Origin of the sequence: Paraburkholderia solitsugae, from assembly GCF_013177695.1 — a bacterium.
Lineage (GTDB): Bacteria > Pseudomonadota > Gammaproteobacteria > Burkholderiales > Burkholderiaceae > Paraburkholderia > Paraburkholderia solitsugae.
The window spans coordinates 1-14,850 of sequence record NZ_WOEY01000021.1; the positions used below are offsets into that span (position 1 = coordinate 1).

16 protein-coding genes are annotated in these 14,850 nt (G+C 61.4%); 10 read left to right on the forward strand and 6 right to left on the reverse strand.

Features of this window, described 5'->3' with window-relative positions; genetic code table 11:
* A partial coding sequence (locus tag GNZ12_RS05395) for an N-acetylmuramoyl-L-alanine amidase (protein WP_172309386.1) occupies window positions 1-893 on the forward strand: 893 nt, incomplete at its 5' end.
* Between the two features lie 101 nt (window positions 894-994).
* On the opposite strand, the gene GNZ12_RS05400 is transcribed toward GNZ12_RS05395, so the two are convergent.
* The 3 genes from GNZ12_RS05400 to vapB all read right to left on the reverse strand — a co-directional run bounded on the left by GNZ12_RS05400 (window position 995) and on the right by vapB (window position 2,585).
* Window positions 995-1,876: an EamA family transporter gene (locus GNZ12_RS05400; RefSeq protein WP_172309387.1), complete on the reverse strand. Its 882-nt coding sequence runs from the start codon at window positions 1,874-1,876 to the stop codon at window positions 995-997.
* A gap of 74 nt (window positions 1,877-1,950) precedes the next feature.
* Window positions 1,951-2,352, reverse strand: a complete 402-nt coding sequence (locus tag GNZ12_RS05405) for a type II toxin-antitoxin system VapC family toxin (protein ID WP_172309388.1) — start codon at window positions 2,350-2,352, stop codon at window positions 1,951-1,953.
* A complete protein-coding gene (gene vapB / locus GNZ12_RS05410; RefSeq protein WP_172309389.1) occupies window positions 2,352-2,585 on the reverse strand; it encodes a type II toxin-antitoxin system VapB family antitoxin in 234 nt (77 codons plus the stop codon). Before vapB ends, GNZ12_RS05405 begins: the two co-directional genes overlap by 1 nt.
* 173 nt (window positions 2,586-2,758) lie before the next feature.
* Here vapB and GNZ12_RS05415 point away from each other — a divergent pair, with 173 nt between their 5' ends.
* Window positions 2,759-3,634: a pirin family protein gene (locus GNZ12_RS05415; protein WP_172309390.1), complete on the forward strand. Its 876-nt coding sequence runs from the start codon at window positions 2,759-2,761 to the stop codon at window positions 3,632-3,634.
* Between the two features lie 97 nt (window positions 3,635-3,731).
* A complete protein-coding gene (gene trxA / locus GNZ12_RS05420; RefSeq protein WP_172309391.1) occupies window positions 3,732-4,580 on the forward strand; it encodes a thioredoxin in 849 nt (282 codons plus the stop codon).
* 156 nt (window positions 4,581-4,736) lie between these two features.
* Here trxA and tcdA read toward each other — a convergent pair whose 3' ends face one another.
* Window positions 4,737-5,594 (reverse strand): tRNA cyclic N6-threonylcarbamoyladenosine(37) synthase TcdA, encoded by an 858-nt coding sequence (tcdA, locus tag GNZ12_RS05425; protein WP_172309392.1) that lies wholly within the window; start codon window positions 5,592-5,594, stop codon window positions 4,737-4,739.
* A gap of 273 nt (window positions 5,595-5,867) precedes the next feature.
* Between tcdA and pdxH the strand changes: the two genes are divergently transcribed.
* The 3 genes from pdxH (at window position 5,868) to GNZ12_RS05440 (ending at window position 9,494) form a co-directional block, all read left to right on the forward strand.
* Window positions 5,868-6,509 carry a pyridoxamine 5'-phosphate oxidase gene (gene pdxH, locus GNZ12_RS05430; protein WP_172309393.1) on the forward strand — a complete coding sequence of 214 codons (642 nt, stop codon included), beginning with the start codon at window positions 5,868-5,870 and terminating at the stop codon, window positions 6,507-6,509.
* A gap of 141 nt (window positions 6,510-6,650) precedes the next feature.
* Window positions 6,651-7,865, forward strand: a complete 1,215-nt coding sequence (locus GNZ12_RS05435) for an SAM-dependent methyltransferase (protein WP_172309394.1) — start codon at window positions 6,651-6,653, stop codon at window positions 7,863-7,865.
* A gap of 105 nt (window positions 7,866-7,970) precedes the next feature.
* Complete coding sequence (locus GNZ12_RS05440; protein ID WP_235993614.1) at window positions 7,971-9,494, forward strand: DUF72 domain-containing protein; 1,524 nt, start codon at window positions 7,971-7,973, stop codon at window positions 9,492-9,494.
* A 143-nt stretch (window positions 9,495-9,637) separates the two neighbouring features.
* Here the strand turns inward: GNZ12_RS05440 and msrA are convergent, their stop codons facing one another.
* Window positions 9,638-10,186 carry a peptide-methionine (S)-S-oxide reductase MsrA gene (msrA, locus tag GNZ12_RS05445; RefSeq protein ID WP_172309395.1) on the reverse strand — a complete coding sequence of 183 codons (549 nt, stop codon included), beginning with the start codon at window positions 10,184-10,186 and terminating at the stop codon, window positions 9,638-9,640.
* Between the two features lie 256 nt (window positions 10,187-10,442).
* On the opposite strand from msrA, the gene GNZ12_RS05450 reads away from it, so the two are divergent.
* On the forward strand, window positions 10,443-10,952 hold the full coding sequence (locus GNZ12_RS05450; RefSeq protein WP_172309396.1) for a flavin reductase family protein: 510 nt from the start codon (window positions 10,443-10,445) through the stop codon (window positions 10,950-10,952).
* Between the two features lie 74 nt (window positions 10,953-11,026).
* Here GNZ12_RS05450 and GNZ12_RS05455 read toward each other — a convergent pair whose 3' ends face one another.
* Window positions 11,027-11,536, reverse strand: a complete 510-nt coding sequence (locus tag GNZ12_RS05455; RefSeq protein ID WP_172309397.1) for an Lrp/AsnC family transcriptional regulator — start codon at window positions 11,534-11,536, stop codon at window positions 11,027-11,029.
* Window positions 11,537-11,666: 130 nt separating this feature from the next.
* Here GNZ12_RS05455 and kynB point away from each other — a divergent pair, with 130 nt between their 5' ends.
* The 3 genes from kynB to kynA all read left to right on the forward strand — a co-directional run bounded on the left by kynB (window position 11,667) and on the right by kynA (window position 14,579).
* Entirely contained in the window at window positions 11,667-12,305 is a 639-nt protein-coding gene (gene kynB / locus GNZ12_RS05460; protein ID WP_172309398.1) for an arylformamidase, read from the forward strand.
* Window positions 12,306-12,373: 68 nt separating this feature from the next.
* A complete protein-coding gene (gene kynU / locus GNZ12_RS05465; RefSeq protein ID WP_172309399.1) occupies window positions 12,374-13,624 on the forward strand; it encodes a kynureninase in 1,251 nt (416 codons plus the stop codon).
* A gap of 10 nt (window positions 13,625-13,634) precedes the next feature.
* Window positions 13,635-14,579 (forward strand): tryptophan 2,3-dioxygenase, encoded by a 945-nt coding sequence (kynA, locus tag GNZ12_RS05470; protein ID WP_172309400.1) that lies wholly within the window; start codon window positions 13,635-13,637, stop codon window positions 14,577-14,579.
* Window positions 14,580-14,850: the final 271 nt, after the last annotated feature.

The window sequence follows — 14,850 nt, forward strand, 5'->3', positions numbered from 1 at the left end:
CACCTGCGCCGCCCATCCTGGGCAAGCCTTCGACGCCGACGGCGCCCATCGCGCCGCAGACCGCCATCGCCCGCAACAGAGGCAGCAATAGCAGTGGCAGCAGCGCCAGCAACCTCGGCGATGACAGCGACAGCGACGATAGCTACGCTTTCACCAACCCGAAATCCGGCAAGAGCAACACGGTGCGTCTGTTGACCGTCGCCATCGATCCGGGCCATGGCGGCGAAGACCCAGGCGCGATAGGCAGCTCGGGCACGTACGAGAAGCACGTCGCACTCGACATCGCGAAGAAGCTGCGCGCGAAGATCGATGCGCAGCCAAACATGCGCGCCATGATGACGCGCGACGCCGACTTCTTCGTGCCGCTGAACGTGCGGGTGCAGAAGGCGCGGCGCGTGGGTGCGGACCTGTTCGTGTCGATCCATGCGGACGCGTTCACCACACCGGATGCGAAGGGTTCGTCTGTGTTCGCCTTGTCGGAGCATGGTGCATCGAGCGCCGCGGCGCGCTGGATGGCGAACAAGGAGAACTCGTCGGATCAGATCGGCGGGATCAATATCAAGTCCGCCGACGCCGCCGTCAACCGCGCGCTGTTCGATATGTCGACCACCGCGCAGATCCGCGATTCGATGCGCTACGGCAATTTCGTGCTGAACGAGATCGGCGGCATCAACAAGCTGCACAAGGGTTCGGTCGAACAGGCCGGGTTTGCCGTGCTGAAAGCGCCGGACATTCCGTCGATCCTCGTGGAGACAGCCTTCATCAGCAACCCGGATGAGGAGCGCCGCCTAAACGACGACGCGTATCGGGAGAAGATGGCCGATGCGATCATGACCGGCATCAAGCGCTATTTCGCGGCGAATCCGCCGTTGGCGAAGAATCGCATGACCTGACGCCGCCCGGCGTGACACTTGCGCCATGCCGGATCATGCCGGCAATAAACAAAACGGCCGCTCGATGCGGCCGTTTTTTCTGCTTCACACTTAAGAGGCGCTCAACGCGCCAGTGAGAGCCGCTGCACGACCCAACCACCGAACACATTCACCGCCAACCCCGCCATCACCAGCAAGGCACCCACGATCTGCGCCGCCGACAACTGCTCGTCGAGAAACAGGGACGCCGACGCCAGTCCGACAATCGGCACTAGCAGCGAGAACGGCGCCACCTGGCTCGCCGGATAGCGCGACAGGAGCCGGCTCCACAGGCCGTAGCCGATCAGCGTCGCGATAAACGCGAGGTACACGATGGCGAAAATCGACATCGCGCTGATCCCGGAAAGCGCCGCGACGATGCGCTGCGGTCCCTCGAACGCGTACGACAGCGCGAAAAACGGCAGCGGCGGAATCAGGCTGCCCCACACCACCAGCCCAACCAGATCGACCTTGCCGACCTTCTTCGTCACGATGTTGCCGAGCGCCCACGAACACGCGGCGCACAGCGTGAGGACGAAACCGGCGAGCGTCATTGCGTGGCCGCCTTGCACGCCGATTACCGCGAGACCGCCCGCCGCGATCAACAGACCGACGATGTTCGGCACGCGAAAACGCTCACGCAGAAACAGCGCCGCGAAAATCAGCGTGAAGAATGCCTGCGCCTGCAATACGAGCGAAGCGAGCCCCGCCGGCATACCGACGTACATTGCCGAGAACAGGAAAGCGAACTGCCCGAACGAGATCGTCGCCCCGTACGCGAACAACCAGCGCCACGGCATCTGCGGCCGCTTGACGAAAAACACCGCCGGCACCGCGGCGAGCGCGAAACGCAGCGCGCCGAGCAGCATCGGCGGCACGCCATGCAGACCCACCTTGATCACGACGAAATTGACGCCCCACGCAACCACGACCACCAGCGCGAGCAGCAGATCCCTGGGTGACATCCCGGTCTCCATTTGTTTGTTCGAACCGGCAGTTTAGCGGACGCCGCGTCACTCGACAGTGCATTAAAACGTAGTTAGCCGTTCAGCCAGTTTTCCACGCGCAGCCCCGGATACGCGGCGAAGTCACGTTCGTTGTTGGTCACCAGCACCACGCCGAGCGCCACGGCATGCGCTGCGATCAGCTTGTCGAGTTGATCCTTCTTACGCTCACGCGTCGCCTCGCGAATCGGACCATACGCGCTGGCTGCCGCACTGTCGAACGGCATGACCAGAATGTCTTCGGCGAGTGCCGCCAGGTTACGGCGCTCGCGCGCACGGTTCGCCGATACCGCCACGCCGTATTCCAGTTCCGCAAAGGTAATGGCAGACATCACCACATCGCCGACGAAACATTCCGCAAAGCGTTTCGCAACCTGTTCCGGTTGATTCTTCATCAGGTAGAGGCAGATATTCGTGTCGAGCATGTAGCGCGGCATTACAAATCCTCGCGCTCGGCCTGCTCGTGATCTCCACGTCCTTCGGACATGAAGTCTGGCCCGAATTTGCCGAATTTCTTGAGCACGCCAGTCAGTGGACGCCGGGTTGGACGGATCCGCAATTCTTCGCCAACTCGTTCGATTTCAACCTCGACGTCGGCGCGGTCGAATGCCAATTCGGCTGGAATACGCACCGCTTGCGAATTGCCGTTGCGAAAGACTTTGGTGAGCATGCTGAACTCCTGTTGCGGATGTACGCTGTATGTACGAGTTAATACTATAGCCATCCACACTGTCAATGTAAATACATGTGTGTACATAGCGCGCAGAATGCGGGCGTAGCCTCAACCGCAGTAGAATCATCCATCAAGCAAAATCCAACCCACCCTTTCAGCCGAGCCTGCCCATGTCTTCCTCGATCAAAGCAGTCCTCAAGCCGCATCTGCGCGATGTCGGCAGTCTCACCGTGCGGCGCGTGCTGCCGGCCATGGCGGCGCGCCTGATCGGCCCGTTCATCTTCTTCGACCACATGGGCCCCGCCACGCTCGAACCCGGCGTCGGGCTCGACGTGCGTCCGCACCCACATATCGGCCTCGCAACCGTCACGTATCTGTTCGAAGGCTCGATCACGCATCGCGACAGCCTCGGCTCCGAGCAGAAGATCGTCCCGGGCGACGTCAACTGGATGACGGCGGGCCGCGGCATCGTCCATTCCGAGCGCTCGCCGGCCGAAGACCGCGCGAGCGGCCAGACCATACACGGCATCCAGACCTGGGTCGCGCTGCCGCTCGACGACGAAGACATCGAACCGTCCTTCTCGCATCACGCGGCCGACACGCTGCCGGTGGTCGAGCGCAACGGCGTCACGCTGCGCGTGATCGCGGGCACGGCGTTCGGCGAAACCTCGCCGGTCGCAACCTTTTCCGGCACGCTCTACGTGGCTGCGGAGTTCGCCCCGGGCGGCGCGTTCGCACTCGAACCGGAACATGAGGAACGCGGGGTCTATCTGGTGGACGGCGATCTGGAAATCGACGGCACACCGCTCGAAGTAGGTCAGATGGCCGTGCTCGCGCTCGACGAAACCGTCACGCTTGCCAGCACCCACGGCGCGCGCGTGATGCTGCTCGGTGGCGAGAAGCTGGATGGCGAGCGCTTTATCGAATGGAACTTCGTCGCCAGCTCGCGCGAGAAGATCGAAGCCGCGAAGCTGGCGTGGACCAATCAGGAGATGGGCAAGGTGCCGGGTGAAACCGAATGGATTCCGCTGCCGACAAAAAAATAAGCGCGAATCAGAGCAAGTAAAAGTGAGCGCGCGGCGCATTGAATTCGCCGCGCCCGGCCCCACCTAGCCAACCAACCCTTTTATCGACGAGGACGCAATGGACACCACGCTGGCCACTTTCGAACAGGACGTCATCGCGGCGTCGACACTGGCCCCTGTGCTGGTCGATTTCTGGGCGCCATGGTGCGGCCCCTGCAAGACGCTCGGCCCGATGCTGGAAAAACTCGAAGCCGAAGCCGCCGGCAAATGGAAGCTGGTGAAGGTGAACGTCGACGAGAACCAGGAATTGGCCGGACACTTCCAGGTGCGCAGCATTCCGCACGTCATGGCGTTTGCCGACGGCCAGCCGGTCGATCAATTCGTCGGCGTGCTGCCGGAAGGCCAGTTGCGCGAGTTTATCGAGCGCCTCGTCCCGCAAGGCGCGGACGCGGCACGTATTGACGCGCAAGCCGCGCGGGCCGAAGGCCGTCGTGACGATGCCTACAATGCGCTGCAAGCCGCGCTCGCCTACGACCCGGGCTTCGACGAAGCGCGCATGGACCTCATCGAAATGCTGCTCGAAGATCACCGCATCGACGAAGCGCGCAATGAAGTCGACTTGCTGTCGCCGAAAACCACGCAAGGCATCGACGCGCGCTTCAACGCGATCAAGACCCGGCTCGACGCGGTGGACGCGGCGGCTGATCTGCCGCCCACGGATGCACTCGAAGCTAAAGTCGCCGCGAATCCGGACGATCTCGAAGCACGCTTCGATCTGGCTAGCGCGCTCATCGCCCGCCGCAAATACGAAGGCGCGCTCGAGCATCTGCTAGCCATCGTGCAACGCGACCGCACGTTCCGCGACGACATCGGCCGAAAAACGATGCTGTCGGTGTTCGATCTTGCCGCGCATCAGCCGGAGCTGGTGTCGCAATGGCGGCGCAAGCTGAGCGCGTTGTTGTTCTAATCGGTACTGTGTTCAGGTGCGGCGTGGCAGCCGCGCCTGAATGCACTGCGGCATAATGCCCTGCGACACGCTCGTGTCTTTATTGCCTTCCTGCTTTACCGCCTCACAGCCTCACCGCACACCTGCCCGGCTCCCGGCTTTAAACGCCCTATCGCTTCAACCCGCCGCCTGCTTCGCTAACGCCCGCAACACATGCGCGGCAGCGGCAAAGCCGAAGCTCGCGGTCACGCACACACTCGAACCAAACCCCGCACAGTTCAAACCGACCGGTCCCGTATGACCCGGTGACGTCGTGACGTGCTCCGCTTCCTCGTCGATATCGCAGACGGCAGCTTCCGGATAGATCAACGGCTCGTCGGAATACACCGCGCTCACCTTGAACTTCGCCTTCGGACCACGCGGAAAACCATGCTGTTTGCGCAACTGCCCGCGAACTTTCGACAGCAACGGGTCCTGGATGGTCAACGCGAGATCGTCGATCCGAATGCGCGTCGGGTCCAACTGGCCACCCGCACCACCTACCGTAATCAACGGTTGCTTCTTCTCGACGCACCACGCGATCAACGCGGTCTTGGTGCGCACGCTGTCGATCGCATCGATCACATAATCGAACCCACCGCCGAGCGTCGCCGCGAAATTGTCCGGCTCGACGAAGTCTTCAACCAGCCGCACGTCGCAGAACGGATTGATTGCCGCGATGCGTTCCGCCATCGCCTCGACCTTCGGTTTTCCGTAGTTACCGTCCAGCGCGTGGATCTGGCGGTTAGTGTTGCTCTCGGCAACATTGTCGAGATCAATCAAGGTCAGCGTGCCGACCGCGCTGCGCGCCAACGCCTCCGCCACCCACGAGCCGACCCCGCCGATGCCGATCACGGCGACGTGTGCGCCTTCGAACGCAGCAAGCGCCGGCGCCCCGTACAGACGGGCAACGCCGCCGAAGCGCCGCGCGCGGTCGGCGGTTTCACTCCCGTCGAGGCTGGTAGTAAGATCGGAAGGCGCAGTAGTGCTGGACATGGTGGAAGGCTCGTTCAAAGCAGGCAAAACACAAAGTGATGAAAACGCTCGGGCACGCTCAGGCGTTCGCAGCCCGTATTTTGCCTGATCGCGTCAATCCACATGACCACACCGACCTGGAGGCACGAATGGCATGAACGGCACAAACGGCACAAACCGCCGCTAAAGTGATGGCGTGCATATCCACACAGCGCGGCGGGCCTTGATCTGGTCGCGGGCAAAATAATCACGCGTTGGCTATACTGATTAGAACTGAAGCGTTCGCATAAGAACATGACCTCACTCGCCGAACTTCGAAAAAACTATTCGCTGGGTTCTTTGGACGTTGCCGATATCAACCGCAACCCGTTTCGTCAATTCGACACGTGGTTTAAGCAAGCGGTCGACGCCCAACTGCCCGAACCGAATACCATGACGCTGGCCACGGTCGACTCGCGCGGCCGGCCGTCGGCGCGCATCGTGCTGATCAAAGGCGTCGATGAGCGGGGCTTTGTGTTCTTCACCAATTACGAAAGCCGCAAGGGCCGCGAACTGGCCGCCAATCCCTACGCGAGCCTGCTGTTCTACTGGATCGAACTCGAACGCCAGGTGCGCGTCGAAGGCCGCATCGTCAAAACCAGCGCCGAAGAAAGCGATACGTATTTCGCGTCGCGCCCGCTCGGTTCACGCATCGGCGCGTGGGCATCCAATCAAAGTCAGGTAATTGAAAGCCGTTCGCAGCTCGAAACACGCGAACGGGAGATCATCCTGCAATACGGTGACCAACCGCCGCGCCCACCGCACTGGGGCGGCTATCGTTTGGTACCCGACGCAATCGAATTCTGGCAGGGCCGGCCGTCGCGTCTGCACGACCGCTTGCTCTACACGCGTTCAAGCGAAAACAGCGACTGGCTAATCTCCCGCCTATCGCCTTGAACCGGAAAACAACATCGTACGCGCGTTGCCAACGCAGTAGCGCGCGCCGGTCGGACTGCGTCTCGCGGCATGGGAGTTGCGCCGCAGGGAGCCGCAATCCACACAGGCTTTGCTTTAATTCAACGAACACGGAGAGATCACATGTTCTGGGAGAAAAAGCTGGCGCAGTGGGTGGAAGAGGTAAAAACCAAGGCTAACCTGCCAGCACGCCTTGTGCTGTGGGACGGTCAGCAACATGACTTCGGGCAGTTCGCCGCGCCTCGGGTCACGCTACATGTCAAAAGCGCTACGGCGCTGCCTTATCTGCTCGAACCGAGCCTGGACAATCTCGGCGAGGCGTACGTAAAGGGCAAGATCGACATCGAAGGCAAGCTGTCGGACATCATCAACATCAGCTATCAGCTGGCGCGCAACACCGTCACCAGCGCGAGCAAGCTGGCGCGCGTACGGCGCTACTTCCAGCACTCGAAGTCGTCGGACAAGAAGGCCATTCAGTATCACTACGACGTCTCGAACGAGTTTTACAAGCTGTGGCTCGACGAGAACATGGTGTACTCGTGTGCGTACTTCGAGAATGGCGATGAGGACCTCGCCACCGCGCAGATCAAGAAGATCGACCACATTCTCACCAAGATCCAGGTGCAACCCGGGCAGCATCTGCTCGATATCGGCTGCGGCTGGGGCGCGCTCGTCTTGCGCGCAGCGCAAAAGTTCGGCGCAAAGTGCGTCGGCGTGACGCTGTCGCAGAACCAGTTCGATCTCGCTACCGCACGCGTGAAAGCCGCGGGACTGGAAAACCAGATCGAGATTCGTCTGCAGGACTATCGCGACATCAACGGGCAGTTCGACCGTATTACCAGCGTCGGCATGTTCGAGCACGTCGGCCGCAAGAATCTGCCGGGCTACTTCCAGAAGATTCACGATCTGCTCGCCGACGACGGTGTCGCCATGAATCACGGCATCACGTCGAGCGATTCGGACAGCGGCGAAACCGCGCTCGGCGGCGGCGAATTCATCGACCGCTATGTCTTTCCGGATGGCGAGCTGCCGCACATCAGCCTCGCGCTCGAAGCCATGCAGCGCGGCGGGCTTGAAGCGGTTGACGTCGAAAGCCTGCGCCGTCACTACGCACAAACACTGGACATCTGGGCGGAAAACTTCGAGGCGCATGCGGACGAAGCCCGCAAGCTGGTCGACGACGAAAAATTCCGCATCTGGCGCGTGTACCTCGCCGGTTGCGCGTACGCGTTCGAAAACGACGACGTCTCGATCTTCCAGGTGGTCTGCCGTAAAGCCGGCCGCAGCGCAAAGACCTTGCCGTGGTCGCGCCACTATATGTACGACAAAACGTTGTGATACGGTTGCGCCGTGGCGATGATGTGCCGTCGCTGCGTGCCGGGGCTGCTTGCATTACCGGGCGGGCCGACGCGGCGCTAACCTTAAACAGCAGGTCGAACATCGATGGACCAGAGCGGGACAAGCGAAGTTGAACAGCCGGTGAACGGCGAGCATGACGCACAGGCCGACGCCGTGCAGTTCGATCTGTTCGGGATGCCGGTGGAGCAGACGGCGGCGCCAAAGCCTGATGCGGGCGCGGGAGCAAAGTGCGCGAGTGCCGAAGCCGAAGTCACGCTAGCAAGCTCGGCTGCAGCGCCAATGCCCGCGGCTACGGCGCAGGTTGAACGGCAGCGCCAACCGCGCGCAAAGGCAAGCGGCGCCGCCCTGCTTTGGCAGGAAGACGACACACCGGTGCCACCCGAAAGCGGGACCGCGGCCGAAGCCAATGCAGCGCCGGCAATCGCCGATACGCCCAGGAAACGCCGATCGCGCGACGTTCTGGCCGCGCCACCCTCTTCTGAACTCCTGGGGCTCGCCGCCGAACTGCCGACGCAGATCCACCTCGGTACGTCGACCTGGTCGTTTCCGGGCTGGAACGGCATCGTCTACGGCGACGATTACAGCAATAGCAAACTCTCACGCGAAGGTCTGACAGCCTATGGCGCGCATCCACTCTTAAAGACCGTCAGCATCGACCGGTCGTTTTACCAGGCGCTCACCGTCACCGAATACTTGCGCTACGCACAGCAGGTGCCGGAGCACTTCCGCTTCATCGTCAAAGCGCCGATGACGATCACCGACGCTACCGTGCGCGCCGAACGCGGCGAGCCGGTCTCCCTGAACCCGTGCTTTCTGAACGCGCAAATGGCGATCGACGAATTCGTCACGCCATGCCTTGAAGGCCTCGGCGCGAAAGCCGGTGCGCTGGTGTTCCAGCTCTCGCCACTGCCCGACCAGATGCTCGCGCAACCGGCGGTGTTCATCGAGCGCCTCGCCGAGTTCCTGACAGCGTTGCCCAAGCTGCCTGAAGGCACGTGCTACGCGATCGAAATCCGCGACGCGAGTTTGCTCACGCCGCGCTTCATCCGCACGCTGAAAGCGGCAGGCGTGCGGTATTGCGTCGGGATTCATGCGCGGATGCCGGACCCATTGCGCCAAGCGGCGGCGCTCGCGCTGCTGGACGGCGAGCCGGCCGGCCCGCTGATCGTACGCTGGAGTTTGCACGGCGGCTTCAAATACGAGCAGGCGAAGGCCAAGTACGAACCATTCAACCAGCTGGTCGACGAGGACCCGGTGACTCGCGCCGCGCTCGCAGAGCTGGCCGCGCGCTACGCGCTGGCCGGCCAGCCGGTGGTGATCGCGATCAACAACAAGGCGGAAGGTTCGGCGCCGTTAAGCTGCGTGGAACTGGCGCGGGCAATTATTGAAGCGTATGCGCACCTTGCTCATGAGTACGAGCACGAACATGAGCAAACGCGCCCGGAGTCAGAGCCGCAATCGCAACTCGAGTCGGTGCGGCCTTCGGATTCGAATCCGGAGTCGGAGTCGGAGTCGGAGTCGGAGTCAGAGTCGGAGTCGGAGTCGGAGTCAGAGTCAGAGTCAGAGCCGAACGAAGATGGGCAGCGTGAAGGCGGTGAGCAAGGCTGAGCGGCGCTGCGCCAGCGCATTGCGATCTGCCCGACGTCACCTGGCTTATCGAGCCGCGACTTCGGCCGCGGCCCAGGTTGAAACCTAAGCCGCCGCCAGTCCCGCCAATCAGCCCGCCATCAAACCTCCACCGCCGCGCCGACTCAGCTCGCCCTGATCCGGTGCGCGAACTTCTGCCGAAACTTCGCGACCTTCGGCGCCACCACGAACGAGCAGTACCCCTGATTCGGATGCTGCGCGAAATAGTTCTGGTGATACGCCTCGGCCGGCCAGTAGTTGCCGTCGAGCGGCAGGACCTGGGTGACGATCCGGCCGTCGTAGATACCCTGTTCGCCGATCTCGTGGATCGCCTGCAGTGCCGTTTCCCGCTGCGCTTCGGAGTGGGTAAAAATCACCGAGCGATATTGTGTGCCGACGTCGTTGCCCTGCCGGTTCAACTGGGTCGGATCGTGGATCGCGAAGAAAATATCGAGAACCTCGCGATAGCTGATCTTCGCCGGATCGAAGTCGACGTTCACGACTTCTGCGTGGCCCGTCACGCCGTCGCACACCTGTTCATAGGTCGGCCGTTGGGTCTGGCCGCCCGCATAGCCCGATTCCACGGAGTTCACGCCTTCGACGCCCAGATACACCGCTTCGAGACACCAGAAACACCCGCCACCGAGGGTGGCGACTTCGCCTGTCTGACTCATGCTGCTTGCTCCTTGATACGCATAGCCGGCCGACGCCGGTCCCAGTTAACCGCAACGCTCATGCCACCACCGAGACTTTCCAGCTTAGCGGTTTTTCCACTAACTGGCAGGCCTCGCGGCCAGTCCACCGTGATTGCAGTTAAAATTGGGACAAATCGACGATTTTCACTATGACTTTTGAATCATTTATTTCCGGCCGCACGCGTGATGGGTTCAGCCCGGTGTTCATCCGGCTTGGCGCAAAGGCTTCCGTCCGATGAAGCGCGCCAGCCCGCCCAACTTCGACCAGCCCGCCTTTAAGCAGGCGCTCGGCCAATTCGCCACCGGCGTCACTGTCATTACCACGCGCGCCGCGTCCGGCCAGTTGATCGGCATCACGGCCAGCTCGTTCAATTCGGTTTCGCTCAATCCGCCACTGGTGCTATGGAGCCTGGCCACGCGCTCGGCGTCGATGCCGGTGTTCCGGGCGAACAGTCACTACGTGGTCAACGTGCTGGCCGCATCACAACTCGAGTTGTGCAAACGCTTTGCCACGGTGAAGGGCGACCGTTTCGAAGGTGTATCGCACGCCGAAGGCGACACCGGCATGCCGGTGCTCGACGGCGCGCTCGCCTGGTTCGAATGCCATAACCGCAGCCGCTACGAAGAAGGCGACCACGTGATTTTCGTCGGCGAAGTGGAGCGCTGTGGCGTCCATGAGAATGCCGCGGAGATTGCGCCGCTAGTCTTCCAGAACGGTCAATTTCACGGACTCAAGCCGCTTTGAACGCGGCGCCGCCTTTAGACTAACGGCGGCTGCGAGCACATACACGCCGATGCGAGCGGACCCGCCGTGCGCATTCAGCTGTGCGACGCGCTGTGGCTGCTGGTTTTCTTCACGAGCGATACCGGCACGCCCGAATCTTCCTTCAGCGTTTGCAGCACAATATTCGAACGAATATCCATCACGCCCGGCGCCTTATAGAGGCGTTGCAGCACGAAATCCGAATAGTGTTTGAGATTGTGAGCGAGAACCCTCAGCAGATAATGGGTTTCGCCGGTCACGACAAACGCGCCGACTACTTCCGGCCAATCCCGCACCGCCTCTGCAAAACGCTCGTGCCAGTTCTCCTGGTCGTTGCGCATTGACACCTGCACGAACGCCTCCAGTTCGAAACCCAGCACTTCGCGGTTCAGACACGCGCGGTAATGTTCGATGACGCCCTGCTCTTCCAGCAAGCGCAGGCGTCGTAGACAGGCCGACGGCGAGAGCGAAATGCGCTCCGCCAAATCGAGATTGCTGATCCGTCCTTCTTGCTGAAGCACCGTCAAGATACGGCAATCGGTGGCGTCGAGCGAGATCGCGTTCATATTCGGTCTCCCTTTCCCATTTGACTCAAATTATGTTCCAAGACACGGCTCAGAAGGAGATTTTTTCGCAATCACATTTCGCGACAAGCCACCTATCATTCGTGGATAGACACAATCCGCCGATGGAGACATGCAAACACTCTGGGACATCACCCCCGCCGTCGATACCGCGACGCCCGTCTGGCCTGGTGACACGCCGGTCGGCATCGAACGCGTATGGCGCATGGCAGCGGGCTCGCCCGTCAACGTCGCGCGCCTGACGCTGTCGCCGCACACCGGCGCCCACACCGACGCCCCGCTTCACTACGACGCCGAAGGTGCGGCGATCGGCCAGGTGCCGCTCGATGCGTACCTTGGCCGCTGCCGCGTGATTCATTGCATCGGCGCTTCGCCTGTTGTCACGCCACAACACCTGACTGGCTCGCTCGACCACCTGCCACCGCGAGTCTTACTACGCACTTACAAAAACGCGCCGATTGCGGTCTGGGACAGCGCGTTCTGTGCAGTTGCGCCTGAGACCATCGATCTCCTCGCTGCTCGCGGCGTCAAGCTGATCGGCATCGATACGCCATCGCTCGATCCGCAGGAATCGAAGACGATGGACGCGCACCATCGGATTCGCGCGCACCGCATGGCGATCCTCGAAGGCATCGTGCTGGATGCCGTCGCGCCGGGCGACTATGAATTGATCGCGCTGCCGCTCAAGCTGACCACGCTCGATGCGAGCCCCGTGCGCGCCGTGTTGCGCGCGCTGCCCGAATCTCGCTGATCACCGGCACCCTGCAAAACCGAATCACCGCATTCACCGAACTCCCTGATCTCTCTGACTGGACCATCATGAACACTCGTGAAGAAGCATTGGCGCTGGATAGCACCGACCCACTCGCGCCGCTGCGCGACCAGTTCGCGCTCTCGCCGACCACTATCTATCTCGACGGCAACTCGCTTGGCGTGCCGCCGGCCGCCGCCGCACAACGCGCGCAAACCGTGATCGGCGCCGAATGGGGCGAAGGCCTGATCCGCAGCTGGAACACCGCCGGCTGGTTCGAATTGCCGCGCCGCCTCGGCAACAAGCTCGCGCCGTTGATCGGTGCGGCCGACAACGAGGTGGTCGTCACCGATACGATTTCGATCAACCTGTTCAAGCTTTTGTCGGCTGCCGTGCGGTTGGCGAATGCGCGCGACCCGAAGCGTCGCGTGATCGTTTCTGAGCGTTCGAATTTCCCGACCGATCTGTACATCGCACAAGGGCTGATTGAACAGCTCGATCGCGGTTATGAATTGCGCCTTGTCGACGACCCTTCCGAGTTACCCGCCGCGATCGGCGACGACACAGCGATCGCGATGATCACGCACGTGAACTACCGCACCGGCTACATGCACGACATGGCCGCGCTGACCCAACTCATCCACGACAAAGGCGCCCTCGCGCTGTGGGATCTTGCGCACTCGGCAGGCGCGGTGCCGGTCGACCTGAATGGTGTCGGCGCCGACTACGCGGTGGGCTGCACGTATAAGTATCTGAATGGCGGTCCGGGTTCGCCGGCTTTCGTGTGGGTGCCAAAGCGGCATCAAAACGATTTCGCGCAGCCGCTGTCCGGTTGGTGGGGTCATCGCTCGCCGTTCAAAATGGACCCGGCCTATCAGCCCGATGACGGTATCGGCCGCTTCCTGTGCGGCACGCAGCCGATGGTGTCGATGTCGCTGGTCGAATGCGGGCTCGATGTATTCCTTCAAACGGATATGCAGACGATCCGCACGAAGTCGCTCGCGTTGACCGATTTGTTTATCGAACTGGTCGAAGCGCGTTGCGGCGAGTTTCCTTTGAAGCTCGTGACGCCGCGTGACCACGCGCAGCGCGGTTCGCATGCGAGCTTCGAGCATCCGCACGGTTATGAAGTGATGCAGGCGTTGATCGCGCGGGGCGTGATCGGCGACTATCGCGAACCTCATGTGTTGCGGTTTGGTTTCACGCCGCTGTACACGCGCTTCGTCGATGTGTGGGATTCGGTGGAGACGCTGCGCGATGTGCTTGCGCAAGAAACCTGGCGAGCACCCGAATTTGCCGCTCGCGGCGCAGTGACCTGAGGAGCGCGCGATGACCGATCACATGCAAACGCCGGGATTGCCGGAAGAGAAACCGGCGCAAGGGTGTCCGTTTGGGCATGGCAGTGTGGCCGCCCCTTCGGCCTCGGTTACGGCCTCTGCCGCCGCGGATTCCGGCGATGGCTGGCATGACGCGCAGCTCGATTTTTCGGAGTCGATGAGTTACGGCGACTATCTGTCGCTGGGGACGGTGCTGGATGCGCAGCATCCGTTGTCGCCGGATCACAACGAGATGCTGTTCATCATTCAGCATCAGACGAGTGAGTTGTGGATGAAGCTCGCGCTGTATGAACTGCGTGCCGCGTTGAAGGCGGTTCATCGCGATGAGTTGCCGCCGGCGTTCAAGATGCTTGCGCGGGTGTCGCGGATCATGGAACAGCTCGTGCAGGCATGGAGCGTTCTCGCGACGATGACGCCGTCCGAGTACACGGCGATGCGGCCTTATCTGGGTAGCTCTTCCGGGTTCCAGTCTTATCAGTATCGACAGATCGAGTTTCTGCTCGGTAATAAGAATGAGCAGATGCTGAAGCCGCATGCGCATCGGGCGGATGTGCTTGCCGAGGTGACGGCTTCGCTGGAGGCGCCTTCTTTCTATGACGAAGTCGTGCGCTTGCTGTCGCGGCGTGGGTTTGCGATTTCACCGTCAAGGTTGGAGCGGGATTGGACGCAGCCTACTACGCATGATGCTTCTGTTGAGGCTGCGTGGTTAGAGGTCTATCGGAATCCTTCGCAGCATTGGGATCTGTACGAGATGGCGGAGGAGCTTGTCGATCTCGAGGATGCGTTTCGACAGTGGCGGTTTAGGCATGTGACTACGGTTGAGAGAATCATCGGCTTTAAGCAGGGGACCGGTGGTACGAGTGGCGCGCCTTATCTGCGGAAGATGCTCGACGTTGTCTTGTTTCCTGAACTTTGGCATGTGAGGACGATGCTTTAAGCGTCTTCGTTTCGTTGCCAATGCGTGACGCATCGACTCCATTCTCACAACGCATGGTGACACATAGACGCGCCGGCCCAAATGTAAAGATTAGTCATAGTTCGCGCGTTTAGCCTGTGTGGTTGATCGTCTTAAAAAACGGTTGGGTTAGATTTCTATGTGCCGTCAGACAAAACGGCCGGGTGTGAGAGCCCGAACGGTAGTTCGCACAACCTACATTCGTGGGCCGTGCGCTTGCTTCCACACGTCCATTCAATGGGCGGGTCGTAGT

Excerpts from the sequence above, each read along its gene's own strand:
- GNZ12_RS05400 (WP_172309387.1), bottom strand. The coding sequence starts at position 1,876 with ATGTCACCCAGGGATCTGCTGCTCGCGCTGGTGGTCGTGGTTGCGTGG.
- GNZ12_RS05405 (WP_172309388.1), bottom strand. The coding sequence starts at position 2,352 with ATGCCGCGCTACATGCTCGACACGAATATCTGCCTCTACCTGATGAAG.
- vapB (WP_172309389.1), bottom strand. The coding sequence starts at position 2,585 with ATGCTCACCAAAGTCTTTCGCAACGGCAATTCGCAAGCGGTGCGTATT.
- GNZ12_RS05415 (WP_172309390.1), top strand. The coding sequence starts at position 2,759 with ATGTCTTCCTCGATCAAAGCAGTCCTCAAGCCGCATCTGCGCGATGTC.
- trxA (WP_172309391.1), top strand. The coding sequence starts at position 3,732 with ATGGACACCACGCTGGCCACTTTCGAACAGGACGTCATCGCGGCGTCG.
- tcdA (WP_172309392.1), bottom strand. The coding sequence starts at position 5,594 with ATGTCCAGCACTACTGCGCCTTCCGATCTTACTACCAGCCTCGACGGG.
- pdxH (WP_172309393.1), top strand. The coding sequence starts at position 5,868 with ATGACCTCACTCGCCGAACTTCGAAAAAACTATTCGCTGGGTTCTTTG.
- GNZ12_RS05435 (WP_172309394.1), top strand. The coding sequence starts at position 6,651 with ATGTTCTGGGAGAAAAAGCTGGCGCAGTGGGTGGAAGAGGTAAAAACC.
- GNZ12_RS05440 (WP_235993614.1), top strand. The coding sequence starts at position 7,971 with ATGGACCAGAGCGGGACAAGCGAAGTTGAACAGCCGGTGAACGGCGAG.
- msrA (WP_172309395.1), bottom strand. The coding sequence starts at position 10,186 with ATGAGTCAGACAGGCGAAGTCGCCACCCTCGGTGGCGGGTGTTTCTGG.
- GNZ12_RS05450 (WP_172309396.1), top strand. The coding sequence starts at position 10,443 with ATGAAGCGCGCCAGCCCGCCCAACTTCGACCAGCCCGCCTTTAAGCAG.
- GNZ12_RS05455 (WP_172309397.1), bottom strand. The coding sequence starts at position 11,536 with ATGAACGCGATCTCGCTCGACGCCACCGATTGCCGTATCTTGACGGTG.
- kynB (WP_172309398.1), top strand. The coding sequence starts at position 11,667 with ATGCAAACACTCTGGGACATCACCCCCGCCGTCGATACCGCGACGCCC.
- kynU (WP_172309399.1), top strand. The coding sequence starts at position 12,374 with ATGAACACTCGTGAAGAAGCATTGGCGCTGGATAGCACCGACCCACTC.
- kynA (WP_172309400.1), top strand. The coding sequence starts at position 13,635 with ATGACCGATCACATGCAAACGCCGGGATTGCCGGAAGAGAAACCGGCG.